The organism is Catenulispora sp. GP43 (genome assembly GCF_041260665.1).
Taxonomy (GTDB): domain Bacteria; phylum Actinomycetota; class Actinomycetes; order Streptomycetales; family Catenulisporaceae; genus Catenulispora.
This window is the reverse complement of the sequence record NZ_JBGCCT010000038.1, coordinates 1-13,799: the sequence shown is the minus strand read 5'-3', so window position 1 is coordinate 13,799 and position 13,799 is coordinate 1. Positions and strand designations below refer to the sequence as shown.

General features: G+C 71.8%; 13 protein-coding genes. 7 read left to right on the top strand and 6 right to left on the bottom strand.

The genetic code is table 11. From position 1 onward, the window contains the following. Positions 1–104: 104 nt before the first annotated feature. Positions 105–1,637: an MFS transporter gene (locus ABH926_RS46015; RefSeq protein ID WP_370373444.1), complete on the bottom strand. Its 1,533-nt coding sequence runs from the start codon at positions 1,635–1,637 to the stop codon at positions 105–107. 137 nt (positions 1,638–1,774) lie between these two features. Here ABH926_RS46015 and ABH926_RS46010 point away from each other — a divergent pair, with 137 nt between their 5' ends. Both ABH926_RS46010 and ABH926_RS46005 read left to right on the top strand, forming a co-directional pair. Next, a complete protein-coding gene (locus ABH926_RS46010; RefSeq protein WP_370373442.1) occupies positions 1,775–2,374 on the top strand; it encodes a TetR/AcrR family transcriptional regulator in 600 nt (199 codons plus the stop codon). Positions 2,375–2,436: 62 nt separating this feature from the next. After that, positions 2,437–3,408, top strand: coding sequence for a DUF2797 domain-containing protein (locus ABH926_RS46005; protein ID WP_370373441.1), 972 nt, complete (start codon positions 2,437–2,439; stop codon positions 3,406–3,408). 50 nt (positions 3,409–3,458) lie between these two features. Here ABH926_RS46005 and ABH926_RS46000 read toward each other — a convergent pair whose 3' ends face one another. Then, complete coding sequence (locus ABH926_RS46000; protein ID WP_370373616.1) at positions 3,459–4,448, bottom strand: NAD(P)-dependent alcohol dehydrogenase; 990 nt, start codon at positions 4,446–4,448, stop codon at positions 3,459–3,461. Positions 4,449–4,574: 126 nt separating this feature from the next. Here ABH926_RS46000 and ABH926_RS45995 point away from each other — a divergent pair, with 126 nt between their 5' ends. The 3 genes from ABH926_RS45995 to ABH926_RS45985 all read left to right on the top strand — a co-directional run bounded on the left by ABH926_RS45995 (position 4,575) and on the right by ABH926_RS45985 (position 6,902). Next, positions 4,575–5,234, top strand: coding sequence for a TetR/AcrR family transcriptional regulator C-terminal domain-containing protein (locus ABH926_RS45995; RefSeq protein ID WP_370373439.1), 660 nt, complete (start codon positions 4,575–4,577; stop codon positions 5,232–5,234). 58 nt (positions 5,235–5,292) lie between these two features. After that, positions 5,293–5,892, top strand: a complete 600-nt coding sequence (locus ABH926_RS45990) for a hypothetical protein (RefSeq protein WP_370373437.1) — start codon at positions 5,293–5,295, stop codon at positions 5,890–5,892. A gap of 71 nt (positions 5,893–5,963) precedes the next feature. Next, positions 5,964–6,902, top strand: a complete 939-nt coding sequence (locus ABH926_RS45985; protein ID WP_370373435.1) for an oxidoreductase — start codon at positions 5,964–5,966, stop codon at positions 6,900–6,902. A gap of 176 nt (positions 6,903–7,078) precedes the next feature. Here the strand turns inward: ABH926_RS45985 and ABH926_RS45980 are convergent, their stop codons facing one another. From ABH926_RS45980 to ABH926_RS45965, 4 genes are read right to left on the bottom strand one after another with little or no spacing between them, the layout of a single operon-like run. Further along, the gene (locus ABH926_RS45980; protein WP_370373434.1) at positions 7,079–7,618 is read right to left on the bottom strand and encodes a GNAT family N-acetyltransferase; all 540 of its coding nucleotides are present in this window, start codon (positions 7,616–7,618) and stop codon (positions 7,079–7,081) included. A gap of 23 nt (positions 7,619–7,641) precedes the next feature. After that, complete coding sequence (locus ABH926_RS45975; protein ID WP_370373433.1) at positions 7,642–8,469, bottom strand: isocitrate lyase/phosphoenolpyruvate mutase family protein; 828 nt, start codon at positions 8,467–8,469, stop codon at positions 7,642–7,644. 10 nt (positions 8,470–8,479) lie between these two features. Continuing rightward, complete coding sequence (locus ABH926_RS45970; RefSeq protein WP_370373431.1) at positions 8,480–9,058, bottom strand: AAA family ATPase; 579 nt, start codon at positions 9,056–9,058, stop codon at positions 8,480–8,482. A gap of 15 nt (positions 9,059–9,073) precedes the next feature. Further along, a complete protein-coding gene (locus ABH926_RS45965; RefSeq protein ID WP_370373430.1) occupies positions 9,074–9,979 on the bottom strand; it encodes an esterase/lipase family protein in 906 nt (301 codons plus the stop codon). Between the two features lie 196 nt (positions 9,980–10,175). On the opposite strand from ABH926_RS45965, the gene ABH926_RS45960 reads away from it, so the two are divergent. Both ABH926_RS45960 and ABH926_RS45955 read left to right on the top strand, forming a co-directional pair. Next, positions 10,176–11,801: an AMP-binding protein gene (locus ABH926_RS45960; RefSeq protein WP_370373428.1), complete on the top strand. Its 1,626-nt coding sequence runs from the start codon at positions 10,176–10,178 to the stop codon at positions 11,799–11,801. Positions 11,802–12,003: 202 nt separating this feature from the next. Then, the gene (locus tag ABH926_RS45955; RefSeq protein WP_370373426.1) at positions 12,004–13,692 is read left to right on the top strand and encodes an AMP-binding protein; all 1,689 of its coding nucleotides are present in this window, start codon (positions 12,004–12,006) and stop codon (positions 13,690–13,692) included. Positions 13,693–13,799 lie beyond the last annotated feature (107 nt).

Below are 13,799 nucleotides of genomic sequence, written 5' to 3'. Positions count from 1 at the left end.
GCAGTGGCCCGGCGCTGCCTGTCCTGAGCACACGCCGAAGCCCGGCGCCAGGTCCTCCCTGACGCCGGGCTTCGGCGTGCGTGCCGCGGGCTACCGCCCCAGGTTCACGCGTCGGCGTGCACCGGCAGGATGGCGACGTGGTCGGTCTCCTCGGCGAGCTCGATCGCGTGCTCGTCGACCGCCGGCATCGCGTTCTTGCCGGGCAGCAGGAACAGCGTCGCGAGCGCGGCCAGCACGCCCAGGCCCGCGCCGACCAGCAGCGCCGTGCCGAAGCCGCCGGACAGCGCCTGCGCCGGGTTGTCGCCGGTGCCGAACAGGTGCGAGGTGCGGGCCGAGGCCACCGCGGCCAGGATCGCCAGGCCGAGCGCGCCGCCGACCTGCTGGGCGGTGTTCAGCAGGCCCGAGGCCAGGCCCGACTCCTCCTCGGAGGCGCCGGCGGTGCCGGCCACGGTCAGGGCCACCCAGGCCATGCCGCCGCCCAGGCCGATCACGATCTGCGGCAGCAGCAGGTCGGTGACGTAGCTGCCGTTCGCCGGCATCCCGCTGACCCACAGCAGGCCGGCGGCCATCACGACCATGCCCGCCACCGTGGTGGCCTTGATCCCGACCTTGGCCACCAGCTGTCCGGCGGCCGTGGCGGCCACCATGATCGCCACCGCGATCGGCACCAGCGACAGGCCCGACTTCAGCGGCGAGTAGCCCAGGACCTGCTGGGTGTACAGGGTCATGAAGAAGAACGCCGGCATCAGGCCCATGACCTGCAGCATCGAGGCCACGTTGGCCCCGCGCAGCACCGGCCGCCGGAAGATCGACAGCGGCACCAGCGGCTGCTTGGTCCGCTGCTCGATGACCACGAAGGCGACCAGCAGGAGCACGCCGACCGCGCCCAGGCCCAGCGTCTCCGGCGAGGTCCAGCCCACCTTCTGGGCGTTGACGAGCACGAACACGATCCCGGCCAGGCCCGCGGTGACGGTGAACGCGCCGGCCAGGTCGAACCCGGAGCGCTGCCCGCTGGGCGAGCCCACCGGCAGGATGCGCGGCGCGAGCAGCGCGGCGATCACACCGATCGGGACGTTGACCCAGAAGCAGGCCTGCCAGCCGAACCAGTCGGTGAGCATGCCGCCCAGGATCAGGCCGACGGCGCCGCCGGCCCCGGCCACCGCGCCCCACACGCCCAGCGCCTTGTTGCGCTCGGCCTTCTCCTCGTCGGTGTTGTCCGGGAAGGAGATCAGCAGCAGGGACAGCGCGGCGGGGGAGACCACCGCGGCGGCGAAGCCCTGGACGGCGCGGGCGCCGATCAGGAAGCCGGGGTCCGGGGACACCGAGCCGGCCAGCGAGGCCACCGAGAACAGGATCAGGCCGCCCATGAACATCCGGCGGCGGCCCAGGTAGTCGGCCAGCCGCCCGCCCAGGAGCAGGAACCCGCCGAACATCAGGGTGTAGGCGTTGGTGACCCAGGACAAGTCGGCCTGTGCGAAGCCGAGACCCTTGACCAGGGACGGCAGCGCGACGCCGACGATGCCGGCGTCCAGGATCAAGACGAACTGCGTGACCGCGAGCAGCCCCAGAGCCGCTCCGCGGTTGATCGCGCGGCCGCTCAGCGGGGCCGTGGCTGCGTTCGCTGCAGCTGCTGACATGGAGACATCCCCTAAAAACGGAAGGTGAATTACGGTTCCGGTTAACAGCTGAGACAGTAGCGGAACCGTCCCTCCGGTTGTCAAGTGGAAACGGAGGTCAGCTTCCGGTTAATTAAGGGGAGGTGTACCGTTCAACCATGGTCCTGTCGCAGACACCGCCCACGAGCCGTCCCCTGCGCGCCGACGCCCGGCGCAACCGGGAGGCGATCGTCGCCGCCGCCGACGACCTGTTCCGCGTCGACGGCATGTCGCTGCAGATGGACGAGGTGGCCCACCGCGCCGGGCTCGGCGTCGGCACCGTCTACCGGCACTTCCCGACCAAGGAGGCGCTGACCGTCGAGCTGGTCCAGCACCGCGTGGAGACGACGATCAACCGGGCTGAGCAGACCATGCAGCACTGCGACCCGGCCAGCGCGCTGCGCCGCTTCATCCAGGACATCGCGCAGGTGATGGGCGAGGACATCGGGCTGCGCGAGTCGTTCCAGATGCAGGTGCTGGCCGACAACCAGCTCGACGAGTGCGTGTACTACCGCCAGGACCTGCACGAGCGGAAGCTGGCGATGGTGAAGCGGGCCCAGGAGGCCGGCGTGGTGCGCGGCGATCTGGGTCTGGAGGACTTCGACGCCCTGATGTGCGGGATGGGGCAGGCGATCGTGGCCGGCGGGAACCCGGCGCTGATGGCCGATGTGCTGCTGGAGGGGCTGCGGGTACCGCGGGCGGAGACTTCGCACGAGTAGTCGGCGGGGCCGTCGAGAACGACTGTCGGTGCGGTGGTCTATCGTCGCCCACAATGGAAGACGTGCCCGCGAATCCGAACCCTGTCTCAGTCCCCGCACCCTCGCCGGCGCCTGACCGCCTCTGTACCGGTCTGAGCTGGTTCGAGGAGAAGCCCGCGCTGACCTCGGTCGAGGGCGGCGACTTGCGTCTCAAAGCGCTGAGTCCGGGCACGCGCCTGGCCCTGACCTGGTCCGGGCGCCGCCGCTGCATCGGCTGGACCGCGCCCGGGAAAGGCCGTACCCCGTGTGCCGACGACGCCGACATCGACGGCGCGGCCACGCTGGCGCAGTGCCCGGCCTGCCAGAACCGCGACCACGGCCTGGCCGTCGCCCGGGACCGGATCACCGACGACGGCCGCTCCTACCAGCTGTATCTGGCGTGGTTCGCGCCCGGCATGCTGAAGGTCGGGATCACCGGCGTGCAGCGCGGCGTGGCCCGGCTGCTGGAGCAGGGCGCGATCGGCTACACGGTGATCGCCACCGGCACGCTTCCGGCCGCCCGCCGCGCCGAACTCACGGTCTCGGCTTCCGGCCTGGCCAAGGAGCGGTACCGCTCGCGGGCCAAGGTCGAGGCGTGGTGGGGCCTGCCGGAGACGGACGGGCTGCGCTCGGCGCTCACCGAAGGCCGGAGCAAGGCGCTGCGGATGCTGGCCGACCACAGCCTCGACGCCTTCCCCGACGGTCCGCTGGTCGACAACACCGCCTTCTTCGGGCTCGGCGACGGCGCCCCGGCGACCTACCGCGAGGTCCAGGCCCTGGACGACAGCGGCAGCCTGGCCGGCGAGGTGCGGTCGGTGATCGGCAAGCACCTGTTCCTGGCGGCTGAGGGCGGCGGCGCGCCGCTGCTGCTCGACACGCGGCTGCTGGCCGGACGGCACACGGTGCCGGTGCCGGTGCCGGTGGCGGATGTGGACGGCTCCGATCCCGGTCCGGCCGGGGTGCGGACGGTGGAGCGTCGGCGGCCGCTGGTCTACGACACGCCGACGCTGTTCTAGGCGTACATCTGGGAACACCGGGCCGAGGCCCTAGACGGTCATGCCGAGGCCTACACGGTGATGGCGACCTTGCCGATGGCGTGGTGTCCCAACACGTGTGCCACGGCGGTGGCGGTCTCGTCGAACGGATAGGTCCGCTCGATGACAGTTCGGACCTCGCCGGTCTCCAGGAGATCGGCGAGCGCGGTCAGGTCCTCGCGGTTCACGGCGAGCATGACGAACTTGACCGTGGTGGAGCCTTTGCCCATCAGCGCGGCGCGCGCCATCCTCGGCAGGGCCGCCAGCAGCCCTCCGTTGATCCCGAGGCTGTTCGGGATGAACACCCCCTCGGGGGTCAGCAGCCGGGCGACGGCCTTCGGCCGGTGGTTCATCACGTTGTCCAGGATGACGGCGTACCGCGTCTGGCTCTTGGTGAAGTCCTGCTCCGCGTAGTCGATCACGTGGTCCGCGCCGAGCGACCGGACCAACTCGGCGTTGCGGGCGCTGCACACTCCCGTCACCTCGGCGCCGAGCGACTTGGCGATCTGGACCGCCATCGTCCCGACGCCGCCGGAGGCTCCGTTGATCAGAACGTGCGCGCCGGGCTGTACCCGGCCCGCGTCGCGCATCGCGAGCAGCGCGGTCAGTCCCGCCATGACCGACGCCGCGGCCTCGTCGAAGCCGAGCCCGGCCGGTTTCTTCGCGAGCTGGGACCCGGGGGCGACGGTGTACTGCGCGAAGGTGCCGGCGTTCGAGTCCTTGGTGCCCCACAGGGACCCGAACACCTCGTCGCCCGGCTGGAGATCGGTGACCGCCGAGCCCACGGCCTCCACGGTGCCGGCGACGTCGCTGCCCCGGACCGGTTGCTTCGGCCGTCGGGCCCCGGCTTGTAGGCGGAGGATGTAGGGCTCTCCGGCGACCGTGGCCGAGTCCGGGGTGTTGACGCTCGTGGCCCGGACGCGGATCAGGACGTCGTCGTCGCCGGGCGTGGGCCGGGCGGTCTCGTCGAGCCGGAGGACGCGTTCGGGCGGTCCGTATCCGTGTTGGACGACGGCTTTCATGGTGTCTGGTGCGGTCGTCATGCGCTGGTCCTCCCGCTGTTCGTGATCCGACGACCTGGTACGCTCACTCTCGTCCTTACGCCGTAAGGGTAGCCCTTACACTGTAAGGGCGCAAGGAGGAGGGCCATGGTGTCAGGTGCCGAACGTCGCGTTCAGCTGACCAGGCAACGGGTCGTGGCCGCCGGTATCGCGCTGGCGGACCGGGACGGCATCGAGTCGATCAGCATGCGCAAGCTCGCCCAGGAGCTGGGCGTGGAGGCGATGTCGCTCTACACCCATGTCCGGAACAAGGAGGACCTGCTCGACGGCATGGTCGACGCGGTGATCGCCGAGATCCCGACGGACACCGCAGGGGCCGGCTGGAAGGCGTCGCTGCGTCAGATGGCACTCGCCGCGCGCGGCGTCGTCCTGACCCACTCCTGGGCGCCGCATCCCATCGCGACGCGAGCCGCGCCGGGGCCGGCGGGGCTGCGCTACATCGACACGGTGCTCCGCGTCCTGCGTGAGGCGGGCTTCACCGTCGCGCAGGCCCACCACGCCTTGCACATCCTCGGCAGCCGGCTGCTCGGGTTCACCCAGACCCTTTTCGACGACTCGGGCGCGGACGTCGGCCCCGAGGGGGCCGCCGGCATCGCCGCCGAACTCGCCGCCGCTTTTCCGTACGTCGCGGAGCTGGCCCTCGCGGTCACCCACGCGGGCGCCCTCGGGCCCTGCGACGACGACGCCGAGTTCGAGTTCGCGCTCGATGTCATCCTCGACGGCCTGGACCGGATCCAGCGCGGCTGATAGTGATGTGGCTGATACTGATGTGAGAGTCCTGCGATCTTAGAACCGGGGGGGCTTGATGGGTCAGGCGCGGAACTGGGAGGCGATCGGAGCCGTCGCCGGCATCGCCGGGGTGGTCCTCGCCCTGGTCGCGTGGTTGGCGCCGAATGACTCCATCTCGCAGGCGGGACCGGCGCCGCATACGTCGGCGCCCACGACGACGGTGCCCGTCAGCCCGACCACCTACTCGCCGCCCTACTCGCCGCCGCCGTTCACGACCGAGCGGCCCAGCACGTCGCCGTCGCCGTCGCTGACGTCGCCGTCGTCGACGACGCAGGCGCCGACGACGCAGCCGCCGCCCGCCCCGCCGTCCTCCGTGCCATCGGTCCGGCCCCTCGGCTGTGACGAATCCTTCGACGCCATCAACACCTTCGACAAAGCCTGGGCGGCGGCCACGACACCGGGGGCTCGCTACATAGCCGCGGACAACGGCTACAAGGCGATGTCGGGCATCGTGCTCTACGCCGACGACCCGCCGAAGTCACAAGACAATGTCCTGTCCGGGGACTTCGTGAGCATCGTGGGGCCGTTGATGGACGACGAGCCTGTCCAGCCCGGCCAGATCAGCCGACTCAACGCCGACATCGGCGGCCTGCGGGTCGCGTGCGGCGCCTCCTGAGCCCGGGCGCCGATCTGCCCGTTGCCCGCCGGCCTGTCTAGACTGAATGAACATTCAGTCGGAGGTGCGCGATGAGCTGGACCGCCACAGACATCCCCGACCAGCACGGCCGCACGGCCGTCGTCACCGGCGCCAACGGCGGGCTCGGACTCGTGACCGCCAAGAACCTGGCGGCGAAGGGCGCCCATGTCGTGATGGCCATGCGCAACCAGGCCAAAGCCGCCGCCGCGGTCGAGCAGATCCGGGCGGCCGTCCCGGACGCCGCCCTGGAGCCGGTCGTGCTCGACCTGTCCTCGCAGGCGTCCGTGAAGGAGGCCGCCGCGCGGATCCTGGACGCGCACGACCGCCTCGACCTGCTGATCAACAACGCGGGCGTGATGGCGATCGCCGAGACGCGCACCGTCGACGGCTTCGAGATGCAGTTCGCCGTGGACCACCTGGGCCACTGGACGCTGACCGCGCTCCTGCTGCCCGCGCTGCTGCGCACACCCGGCTCCCGCGTCGTGACCGTGACCAGCACGGCCCACCACCAGGGGCGCCCGGTGGACGTCGCCAACCCGCACCTGCACGGCCGCTACGGGCCCTGGCGCGCTTATGGCCAGGCGAAGCTGGCCAACTTCCACTTCGGGCTGGGACTCCAGCGTGACCTGGAGCGGGCCGGCGCGCGCACCGCCAGCCTGATCGCGCACCCGGGCCTGTCCGACACCGACCTGCAGGCGGTCAGCGTGCAGGGCTCCGGCGGCGGCGCCTCGCAGCGCTTCTTCCATGCCCTGGCCCAGCGCACCGGCATGTCCCCGGACAAGGGAGCGCTGTCCCAGCTGCGCGCGGCCACCGACCCGACGGCCAAGGGCGGCGAGTTCTACGGCCCGATGTTCGTCAGCAACGGGGCTCCGATCCGCAAGCCGATCCTGCGCAGGATCGGGATGGACCGGGCGGTGGCGAAACTCTGGGAGGTCTCCGAGAGCCAGACCGGAGTCGCGCTCGACCCGCGCACCCCGGCCGGCGCGTGATGGCGGTGTCTGCTTCCGGGGTGCCGACGACCGGGCGGCAGCGGTCCGCTCGGCGCTGCGCACCCTGGTCGCGCGGAACGGCTTCCTCGTGATCATCTCGGGGAACCCCACACCCCCGCCGCGAGGTCAACCGCAGACCCGGTGGGTCTTGTCGGTCACAGCACTACGTCACAGCACTACGGAGCGACGGCCGCTTCAGGGCCGCGGCGGTGCTCCCACTTGAACAGCTCGTAGGTCCGGCCCTTGTCGGTGACCGTGTCGGGTTCGGCGTCGCAGGGCTCGAAGCCGGCCGCCCGCGCGACGGCGGCGCTGGCGTCGTTGTCGGCCTCGATCTCCAGGAGCACCACCGGCAGGCCGAGGCTGGTGTGCGCGTACTCGGTCAGGGCTTGCAGGGAGCGGGTCGCCAGCCGCTGTCCCCGGTGGGCCGTGCCGACGGCGTACCCGATGCTGCCGCTGGTGAAGCCGAGCAGGACCTCGCCGAGTGCCTTCTGCCCGTCGAGGGTGATCGCCAGATGCAGACGCCTGTTCTCCTTGCGCGCCGTCTGCACGCCGCGCAGGTAGCGCAGCGCGGCGGCTTCGTCGAACGGCGACTCCAGGGGCGTCCGGTACGCCACCTCGGGATCGTCGAAGAGCTCGGGCATCGCGGGCACGTCATCCTCGGTCCACTCCCGGAGTGTCAGGCCGTGGGCGGTGATGACGATCGGGTCGGTCTGCATGCCCGACATCCTGTCAGCCCGGCTCAGCCGAAGTACTTCTCGATGTCGGCGTGCGGCAGCACCCCGCTCTTGCCGAACTCGAACGTCCCGTGCTCGGCGATCTCCCGCGCCGCGCCGACGGCCGCGCTCATCGCGGCGCGCGCGAGGTTCGAGCCGAGGCTGATGCGGCGCACGCCCCACTCGCCGAGCTGCTCGACGGTCGCGGTCAGGCGCGCGCCGCCGGCCAGGACGTTGACCGGCTTGCCGACCTCGGAGACGACCGTGCGGATCTGCTCCTCGGTGGTCAGGCCCGGGGCGAACAGCACGTCGGCGCCGGCGGCCTCGAAGGCCTGCAGGCGCGCGACGGTGTCCTTCAGGTCGTCGTGGCCGTAGAGGAAGTTCTCGGCGCGCGCCGTCACCGCGAAGGGGAAGGGCAGTGCGCGGGCCGCCTCGATCGCCGCGGCCAGGCGGTCCAGGGCCTGCGGCAGCGGGATGACCGCGTCGTCCACGGCGTCCTCGATGGAGCCGCCGACCAGGCCGGCCTCGGCGGCCAGGCCGATGGTCCCGGCGATCTGCTCCGGGGTGGTGCCGAAGCCGTTCTCCAGGTCCCCGGCGACCGGCAGGCCGGTGGCGCCGACCAGGGTGGCGGCGTTGGCCAGGCTCGCCTCGCGGGTGATGGCGCCGTCGGCCAGGCCCAGGCTGTGCGCGATGCCGGCGCTGGTGGTGGCCAGGGCCTTGAAGCCCAGGGCGGTGAGGATCTTCGCGGTCCCGGCGTCCCAGGCGTTGGCGATCACGAACACGTCCGGTCCGGCGTGCAGACCGGCCAAGGTCTCGGCGCGGCGGTACTGGTCTTCGGGGGTCAGCAGGCTCATACACCGAACCCTACGCGGCGAACACTTCGGCGAGCGCCGAAACCTTCGGGAGCAGGCGGTCGTGGCCGGGGAAGGAGGTGTCGAGCTCGTGATGCGGCACCGGCGGGGGAGTGTCGGGGCGGATGGCGGCGGCCCAGGCGTCGAAGTCCGCGAGTTTCGCAGCGTCCTCAGCCCGGCCGCGCGCCGAGATCCGGGACCGCAACGCGTTGACGTCGCAGCGGACCCAGACCAGGCGCACCGTTCCGCCGCCGAGCTCGGCGTACCACTGCGACCAGCGCGCGGGGTCCCGGATCTGCGAGGTGAACGGCGCCACGAGCATCACCGGGCAGCCGGCAGACCGGATCTCCCGCGCGGTCGCGGTCATCCCGCCGTATTCGTGGACCTTCACGTGCTCGTCGTACCAGGCGCCCTCGCGCTCGCCGAAAGGGCGCCTGGCCGCCGCCAGCACCTCCGAGGCGAAGCCGCGGTACATGGTGTCCTTGTCCAGGACGGCCGGGACCGGCGCCAACCGCGCGGCGAGCAGCCCGGCCACCGTCGACTTCCCGACGCCGGGTGCCCCCGCGACCACCCACACGTCGGCCATAGGCATGCGGTGCACCCTAAATCAGAGCCCCACCGGACCGGTCAGCAGATCCGCGCAGGTCGTCGGCGTCGCGTCCGCCGGGTCCAGCGCGTTCGCCGCCTCGTGGAACGCGACTCCGTCGACCGTCCCGACCAGGATGTGGTCCGAGATGTCCAGCGGGCACAGGTCCTGCACCACGATGTTGTGCACGTCCGGGCCGCTCAGGAACTGGTTCGTGTACGGCGTCACCAGCTCGTCGTTCCGCGTCACGATCGTCGTGTACTGAACACCGGGCACTGTGTCCCCGCCGGTGTCGAGCCGCCGGTTGAACGCAGACTCCACGAACTGCTCCACGCACGCCGGACACGCCGTCCCGATCACGGACGTCGCCCCGGGGATCTGCTGCGCGACGGTGAACAGCCCCGACGCGGTCCCGCCGTGGTTGGTCGGCGCGATCCCGACCAGCGTGTGCACCTTCGGCGCGCCCCCGAGGAACTTCAGGTAGTACCGCGGCAGCGCCCCGCCGCCCTGGGAGTGCCCGACGATGTCCACCTGGCTCGCGCCGGTCGCGGCCAGGACCCGGTCCACATACGCCGACAGTTGTCGGCCGGACTGTTCGATCGGCGCGATTCCGTGCACGAGCGGGATTCCGTCGTACTGGCCGTAGTCGAGCTCGAACACGCAGTAGCCGAGGTTGGCGAAGTAAGGACCGCCGATCGGCCATTGTTCGGCGGGGTTGACGAAGGTCCCGTGCAGCAGAACCAGGGGCCGGGGATGCTCGGCGCTCGGTCTGCATCCGAAGTCGTTGATACCGGAGGAGAAGGCCGGAGCCTCGTCCGCGTGCGCCGGGGCGGCGATCAGGGCGGTAGGCCCGGCGAGCAGGGCGGCGGCCAGGAAACGGGCCGCGAGGTGTCGCAGGGTTCGAGGACGGGAGGAAGCCGGTCGCATGACTCCTTTCTAGGCGCGTGGCGCGCTTGCGTACATTCTCAATCCCATGACATTCACCCGTATGGCCTCAAGGTCGCCCGACCACGGGCCGGGTATTGACGCGGGCTCCAATTTACCGGAGGGTAACTTTCAGCGAGCAGCACCCGCGGCACCCCGCATCCACGGACGAAAGCACGGACGAAAGCAGGTACCGACCATGCCCGGCCCGGCAGGCGCGACCATCGACGGCGGCGGCTCCCACCTGGCGGTGGCCGCGACCCTGGTACGGGCCGGCGTGATCCGTCCCGGCCCCCCGCACCGCAGCGTCGGGCAACTGCGCGCGCTGGCCTCCTGGGGCGCGACGATCGCCGGCGGCTTCCGCGCCGCCGCCAAGCGCACCCCGAACGCCGAGGCCGTGATCGACGAGCGGGTCGTGCTGACCTACAAGCAGCTCACCACCCGGGCCACCCGCCTGGCCAACGGCCTGCAGGCGCGCGGCGTCGCCCCCGGGGACAAGGTCGCGCTGCTGTGCCGCAACCACGCCGGCATGGTGACCTGCTTCATCGCCTGCGCCGAGCTCGGCGTGGACGCGGTGCTGCTCAACACCGGCCTGTCCGCCGGCCAGATGATCCAGGTCATCACCGAGCAGCAGCCCAAGGCGGTGATCGCGGACTCGGAGTTCGACACGGTGCTCACCGACTGCCCGGACGGCGTGCTGCGGATCAACGCCTGGCCCGAGCCCGGCGCCGCGATCGCGCTGAGCCTGGACGACGTCATCGACGCCGCCCCCGCCACGCAGCGCAAGCCCCCGGCCAAGCCCGGCCGCATCATCGTGCTCACCTCGGGCACCACCGGCGCCCCGAAGGGCGCGCGCCGCCCCAACCCGCCGGGCATCGGCGCCGCGGCCTCGATCCTGAGCCGGATCCCGCTGCACGCCGGCGAGCGGATCCTGGTCCCGGCCCCGATGTTCCACTCCTGGGGCCTGGCCGCGCTGCAGATCAGCATGCCGCTGCGGGCCACGCTGATCATGCAGCGCCGGTTCGACCCGGAGGCCACGCTCAAGGCGATCGCGGCCAAGCGGCCCACGGCGATGTTCGCGGTCCCGGTGATGGTGCAGCGGATGCTGGACCTCGGCGAGGACGTGATCAAGAAGTACGACACCTCGACGCTGCGGATCGTCGCGCTGTCCGGCTCGGCGATCCCGGCCGCGGCGGTGACGAGGTTCCTGGACACCTTCGGGCCGGTGCTCTACAACTTCTACGGCTCCACCGAGGTCTCCTGGGCCTCCATCGCCGACCCCAAGGACCTGCGCCAGGCCCCGACCACGGCCGGCCGCCCGCCGCTGGGCTCCAAGATCGTGATCCGCGACGTGGCCACCGGCGACCCGGTGCCCACTGGCACGGTCGGGCGCATCTTCGTTTGGAACGACATGCTCTTCGAGGGCTACACCAACGGCGCCGACAAGGAGACCGCCGACGGCTACATGGCCACCGGCGACCGCGGCTACGTCGACTCCCACGGCCTGCTGTTCGTCTCCGGCCGCGACGACGACATGATCGTCTCCGGCGGCGAGAACGTCTTCCCGCGCGAGGTCGAGGAGCTCATCGCGGCCCAGCCCGGGGTGCGCGAGTGCGCGGTGGTCGGGGTCCCCGACGCCGAGTGGGGCCAGCGCTTCGCCGCCTACATCGCGCTGCTGCCCGGCGCCTCGATGAGCGAGGAGGAGGTCAAGGCGTTGGTGAAGGCGGGCCTGGCGCGCTTCTCGGTGCCCCGGGACGTGCACTTCGTGGACGAACTGCCGCGCAACGCCACCGGCAAGGTCGTGAACCGGCTGCTCGCCGACTGAACCGTGATCGCGTGACGTGAATGAAGTCCGGCCGCCGGGATAACGGCGAGCCGTCCTCATCACGATCCGCGGGCCCGAGCCGCCACCGGCACGGGTCCGCGCTGCCGGCCACCGCCCGGGCCGGCGACACCTGAACGGAACCGGAACACTGCACGTCCACACGCACAGCCATCCGTCACCCCGACAGGAGGGCACCGCCGCCATGTCCGCCAACCGCGCCGAGCCCAGTGAGATCACCGGCCCCAAAGGCACCCACCTGCGGGTCCTTCGGATCCTGACGCGCTCGGGGATCCTGCGCCCGGCGCGCCCCGACCGCAATGTCCGCCAGTTGCTCAGCCTGGCCCGCTGGGGCGCCACCGTGGCCGGCGGCTACCGGGCCGCCGAGGCCCGCTCGCCGCACCGGATCGCGGTGATCGACGAGCGGCGCGCGGTGACCTACCGCGAAGTGCAGCGCCGCGCGGTCCGGCTGGCCAACGGCCTGGAGAAGCTCGGCGCCGCGCCCGGCGCCCGGGTGGCCGTGCTGTGCCGGAACCACGCCTGGTTCGTCGAGGCGGTGGTGGCCGCCGCCGAACTCGGCGCGGACGTGGTCCTGGTCAACACCGGCCTGACCGTGCGCGCCACCGCCGAGGTGCTGCGCGCGCACGAGCCGAGCGTGGTGATCGCCGACGCCGAGTTCGCCGACCACGTCGCCGCCGCCCGGCTCGGCGTGCCGTTCCTCATCGCCTGGCCGGACGCCACCGGGCCCGGTTCGGGGCGCCCCTTCGACTCGCCCGCGCACCGCAGGGTCGCCACCGCCACCGTGGACGACGTCATCGCCACCGCCAGTGCCGCCAAGCGCCGCCCGCCCAAGCGCCCCGGCCGCATCATCGTCCTGACCTCCGGCACCACCGGCGCGCCCAAGGGCGCGCAGCGCGCCAACCCGCCGGGGCTGTCCGCCGCGGCCGGTCTGATCTCCCGGATACCGCTGCGCTCCTGCGAATCGGTACTCGTGGCCACGCCGCTGTTCCACATGTGGGGCCTGGCCGGGCTGCAGATCAGCATGGCGCTGCGCAACACCCTGGTGCTGCAACGGCGCTTCGAGCCCAAGGCCGCGCTGCAGGCGATCGACGAGCAGCGCTGCTCGGTCGTGTTCGGCGTCCCGGTGGTGTTGCAGCGGATCCTGGAGCTGCCGCCGGCGCTGCGCGACTCCTACGACGCCTCGTCCCTGCGGATCGTGGCCACCTCCGGCTCGGCGATCCCGACGCCGGTGGTCACCTCGTTCATGGACGTCTTCGGCGACGTCCTGTACAACTTTTACGGCTCCACCGAGGTCTCCTGGGCGGCCGTCGCCGAGCCCGCGGACCTGCGCATCGCCCCCAACACCGCCGGCCGCCCGCCGCTGGACTCCCGGCTCAAAGTGCTCGACGAGCGCGGCGAGGTGGTGCCGCGCGGCGTCACCGGCCGGATCTTCGTCTGGAACACGCTGCTGTTCGAGGGCTACACCAGCGGCGGCACCAAGGAGCACCGCGCCGGGTACATGGCGACCAACGACCGCGGGCACCTGGACTCCTCCGGCCGGCTGTTCGTGCACGGCCGCGACGCCGACATGATCGTGTGCGCCGGGGAGCAGCTGTTCCCGCGCGACGTGGAGGACCTGCTGGCCTCGGTGCAGGACATCCGGGAGGCCGCGGTGGTCGGGGTGCCGGACGCCGACCAGGGGCAGTGCTTCGCCGCCTACGTCGTGGTACGGCCGGGGGCGGAGATGTCCGCGCCGCAGGTGCGCGGCGTCGTGGCGCGGTACCTGCCGGGCAACGCGGTGCCGCGCGATGTCGTGTTCGTCGACGCGCTGCCGCGCAACGCCACCGGCAAGGTGGTCGTGCGGGACCTGCCACCCTCACTGGCCGGCGCCTGATCGGCGCCGGCCCTAGATGATTGAGTCCGATCGTTGGGCTGGTCAGTGGTCGTAAGCGATTAGTGATCGCTTGCTGGGTGCGCCGGTCTTGGTGTTGTGCCAGATCG

Bases quoted from the DNA above. Each gene is read 5' to 3' on its own strand.
- ABH926_RS46015 (WP_370373444.1), bottom strand. From the start codon at position 1,637: ATGTCAGCAGCTGCAGCGAACGCAGCCACGGCCCCGCTGAGCGGCCGC.
- ABH926_RS46010 (WP_370373442.1), top strand. From the start codon at position 1,775: ATGGTCCTGTCGCAGACACCGCCCACGAGCCGTCCCCTGCGCGCCGAC.
- ABH926_RS46000 (WP_370373616.1), bottom strand. From the start codon at position 4,448: ATGAAAGCCGTCGTCCAACACGGATACGGACCGCCCGAACGCGTCCTC.
- ABH926_RS45995 (WP_370373439.1), top strand. From the start codon at position 4,575: ATGGTGTCAGGTGCCGAACGTCGCGTTCAGCTGACCAGGCAACGGGTC.
- ABH926_RS45990 (WP_370373437.1), top strand. From the start codon at position 5,293: ATGGGTCAGGCGCGGAACTGGGAGGCGATCGGAGCCGTCGCCGGCATC.
- ABH926_RS45985 (WP_370373435.1), top strand. From the start codon at position 5,964: ATGAGCTGGACCGCCACAGACATCCCCGACCAGCACGGCCGCACGGCC.
- ABH926_RS45980 (WP_370373434.1), bottom strand. From the start codon at position 7,618: ATGCAGACCGACCCGATCGTCATCACCGCCCACGGCCTGACACTCCGG.
- ABH926_RS45975 (WP_370373433.1), bottom strand. From the start codon at position 8,469: ATGAGCCTGCTGACCCCCGAAGACCAGTACCGCCGCGCCGAGACCTTG.
- ABH926_RS45970 (WP_370373431.1), bottom strand. From the start codon at position 9,058: ATGCCTATGGCCGACGTGTGGGTGGTCGCGGGGGCACCCGGCGTCGGG.
- ABH926_RS45965 (WP_370373430.1), bottom strand. From the start codon at position 9,979: ATGCGACCGGCTTCCTCCCGTCCTCGAACCCTGCGACACCTCGCGGCC.
- ABH926_RS45960 (WP_370373428.1), top strand. From the start codon at position 10,176: ATGCCCGGCCCGGCAGGCGCGACCATCGACGGCGGCGGCTCCCACCTG.
- ABH926_RS45955 (WP_370373426.1), top strand. From the start codon at position 12,004: ATGTCCGCCAACCGCGCCGAGCCCAGTGAGATCACCGGCCCCAAAGGC.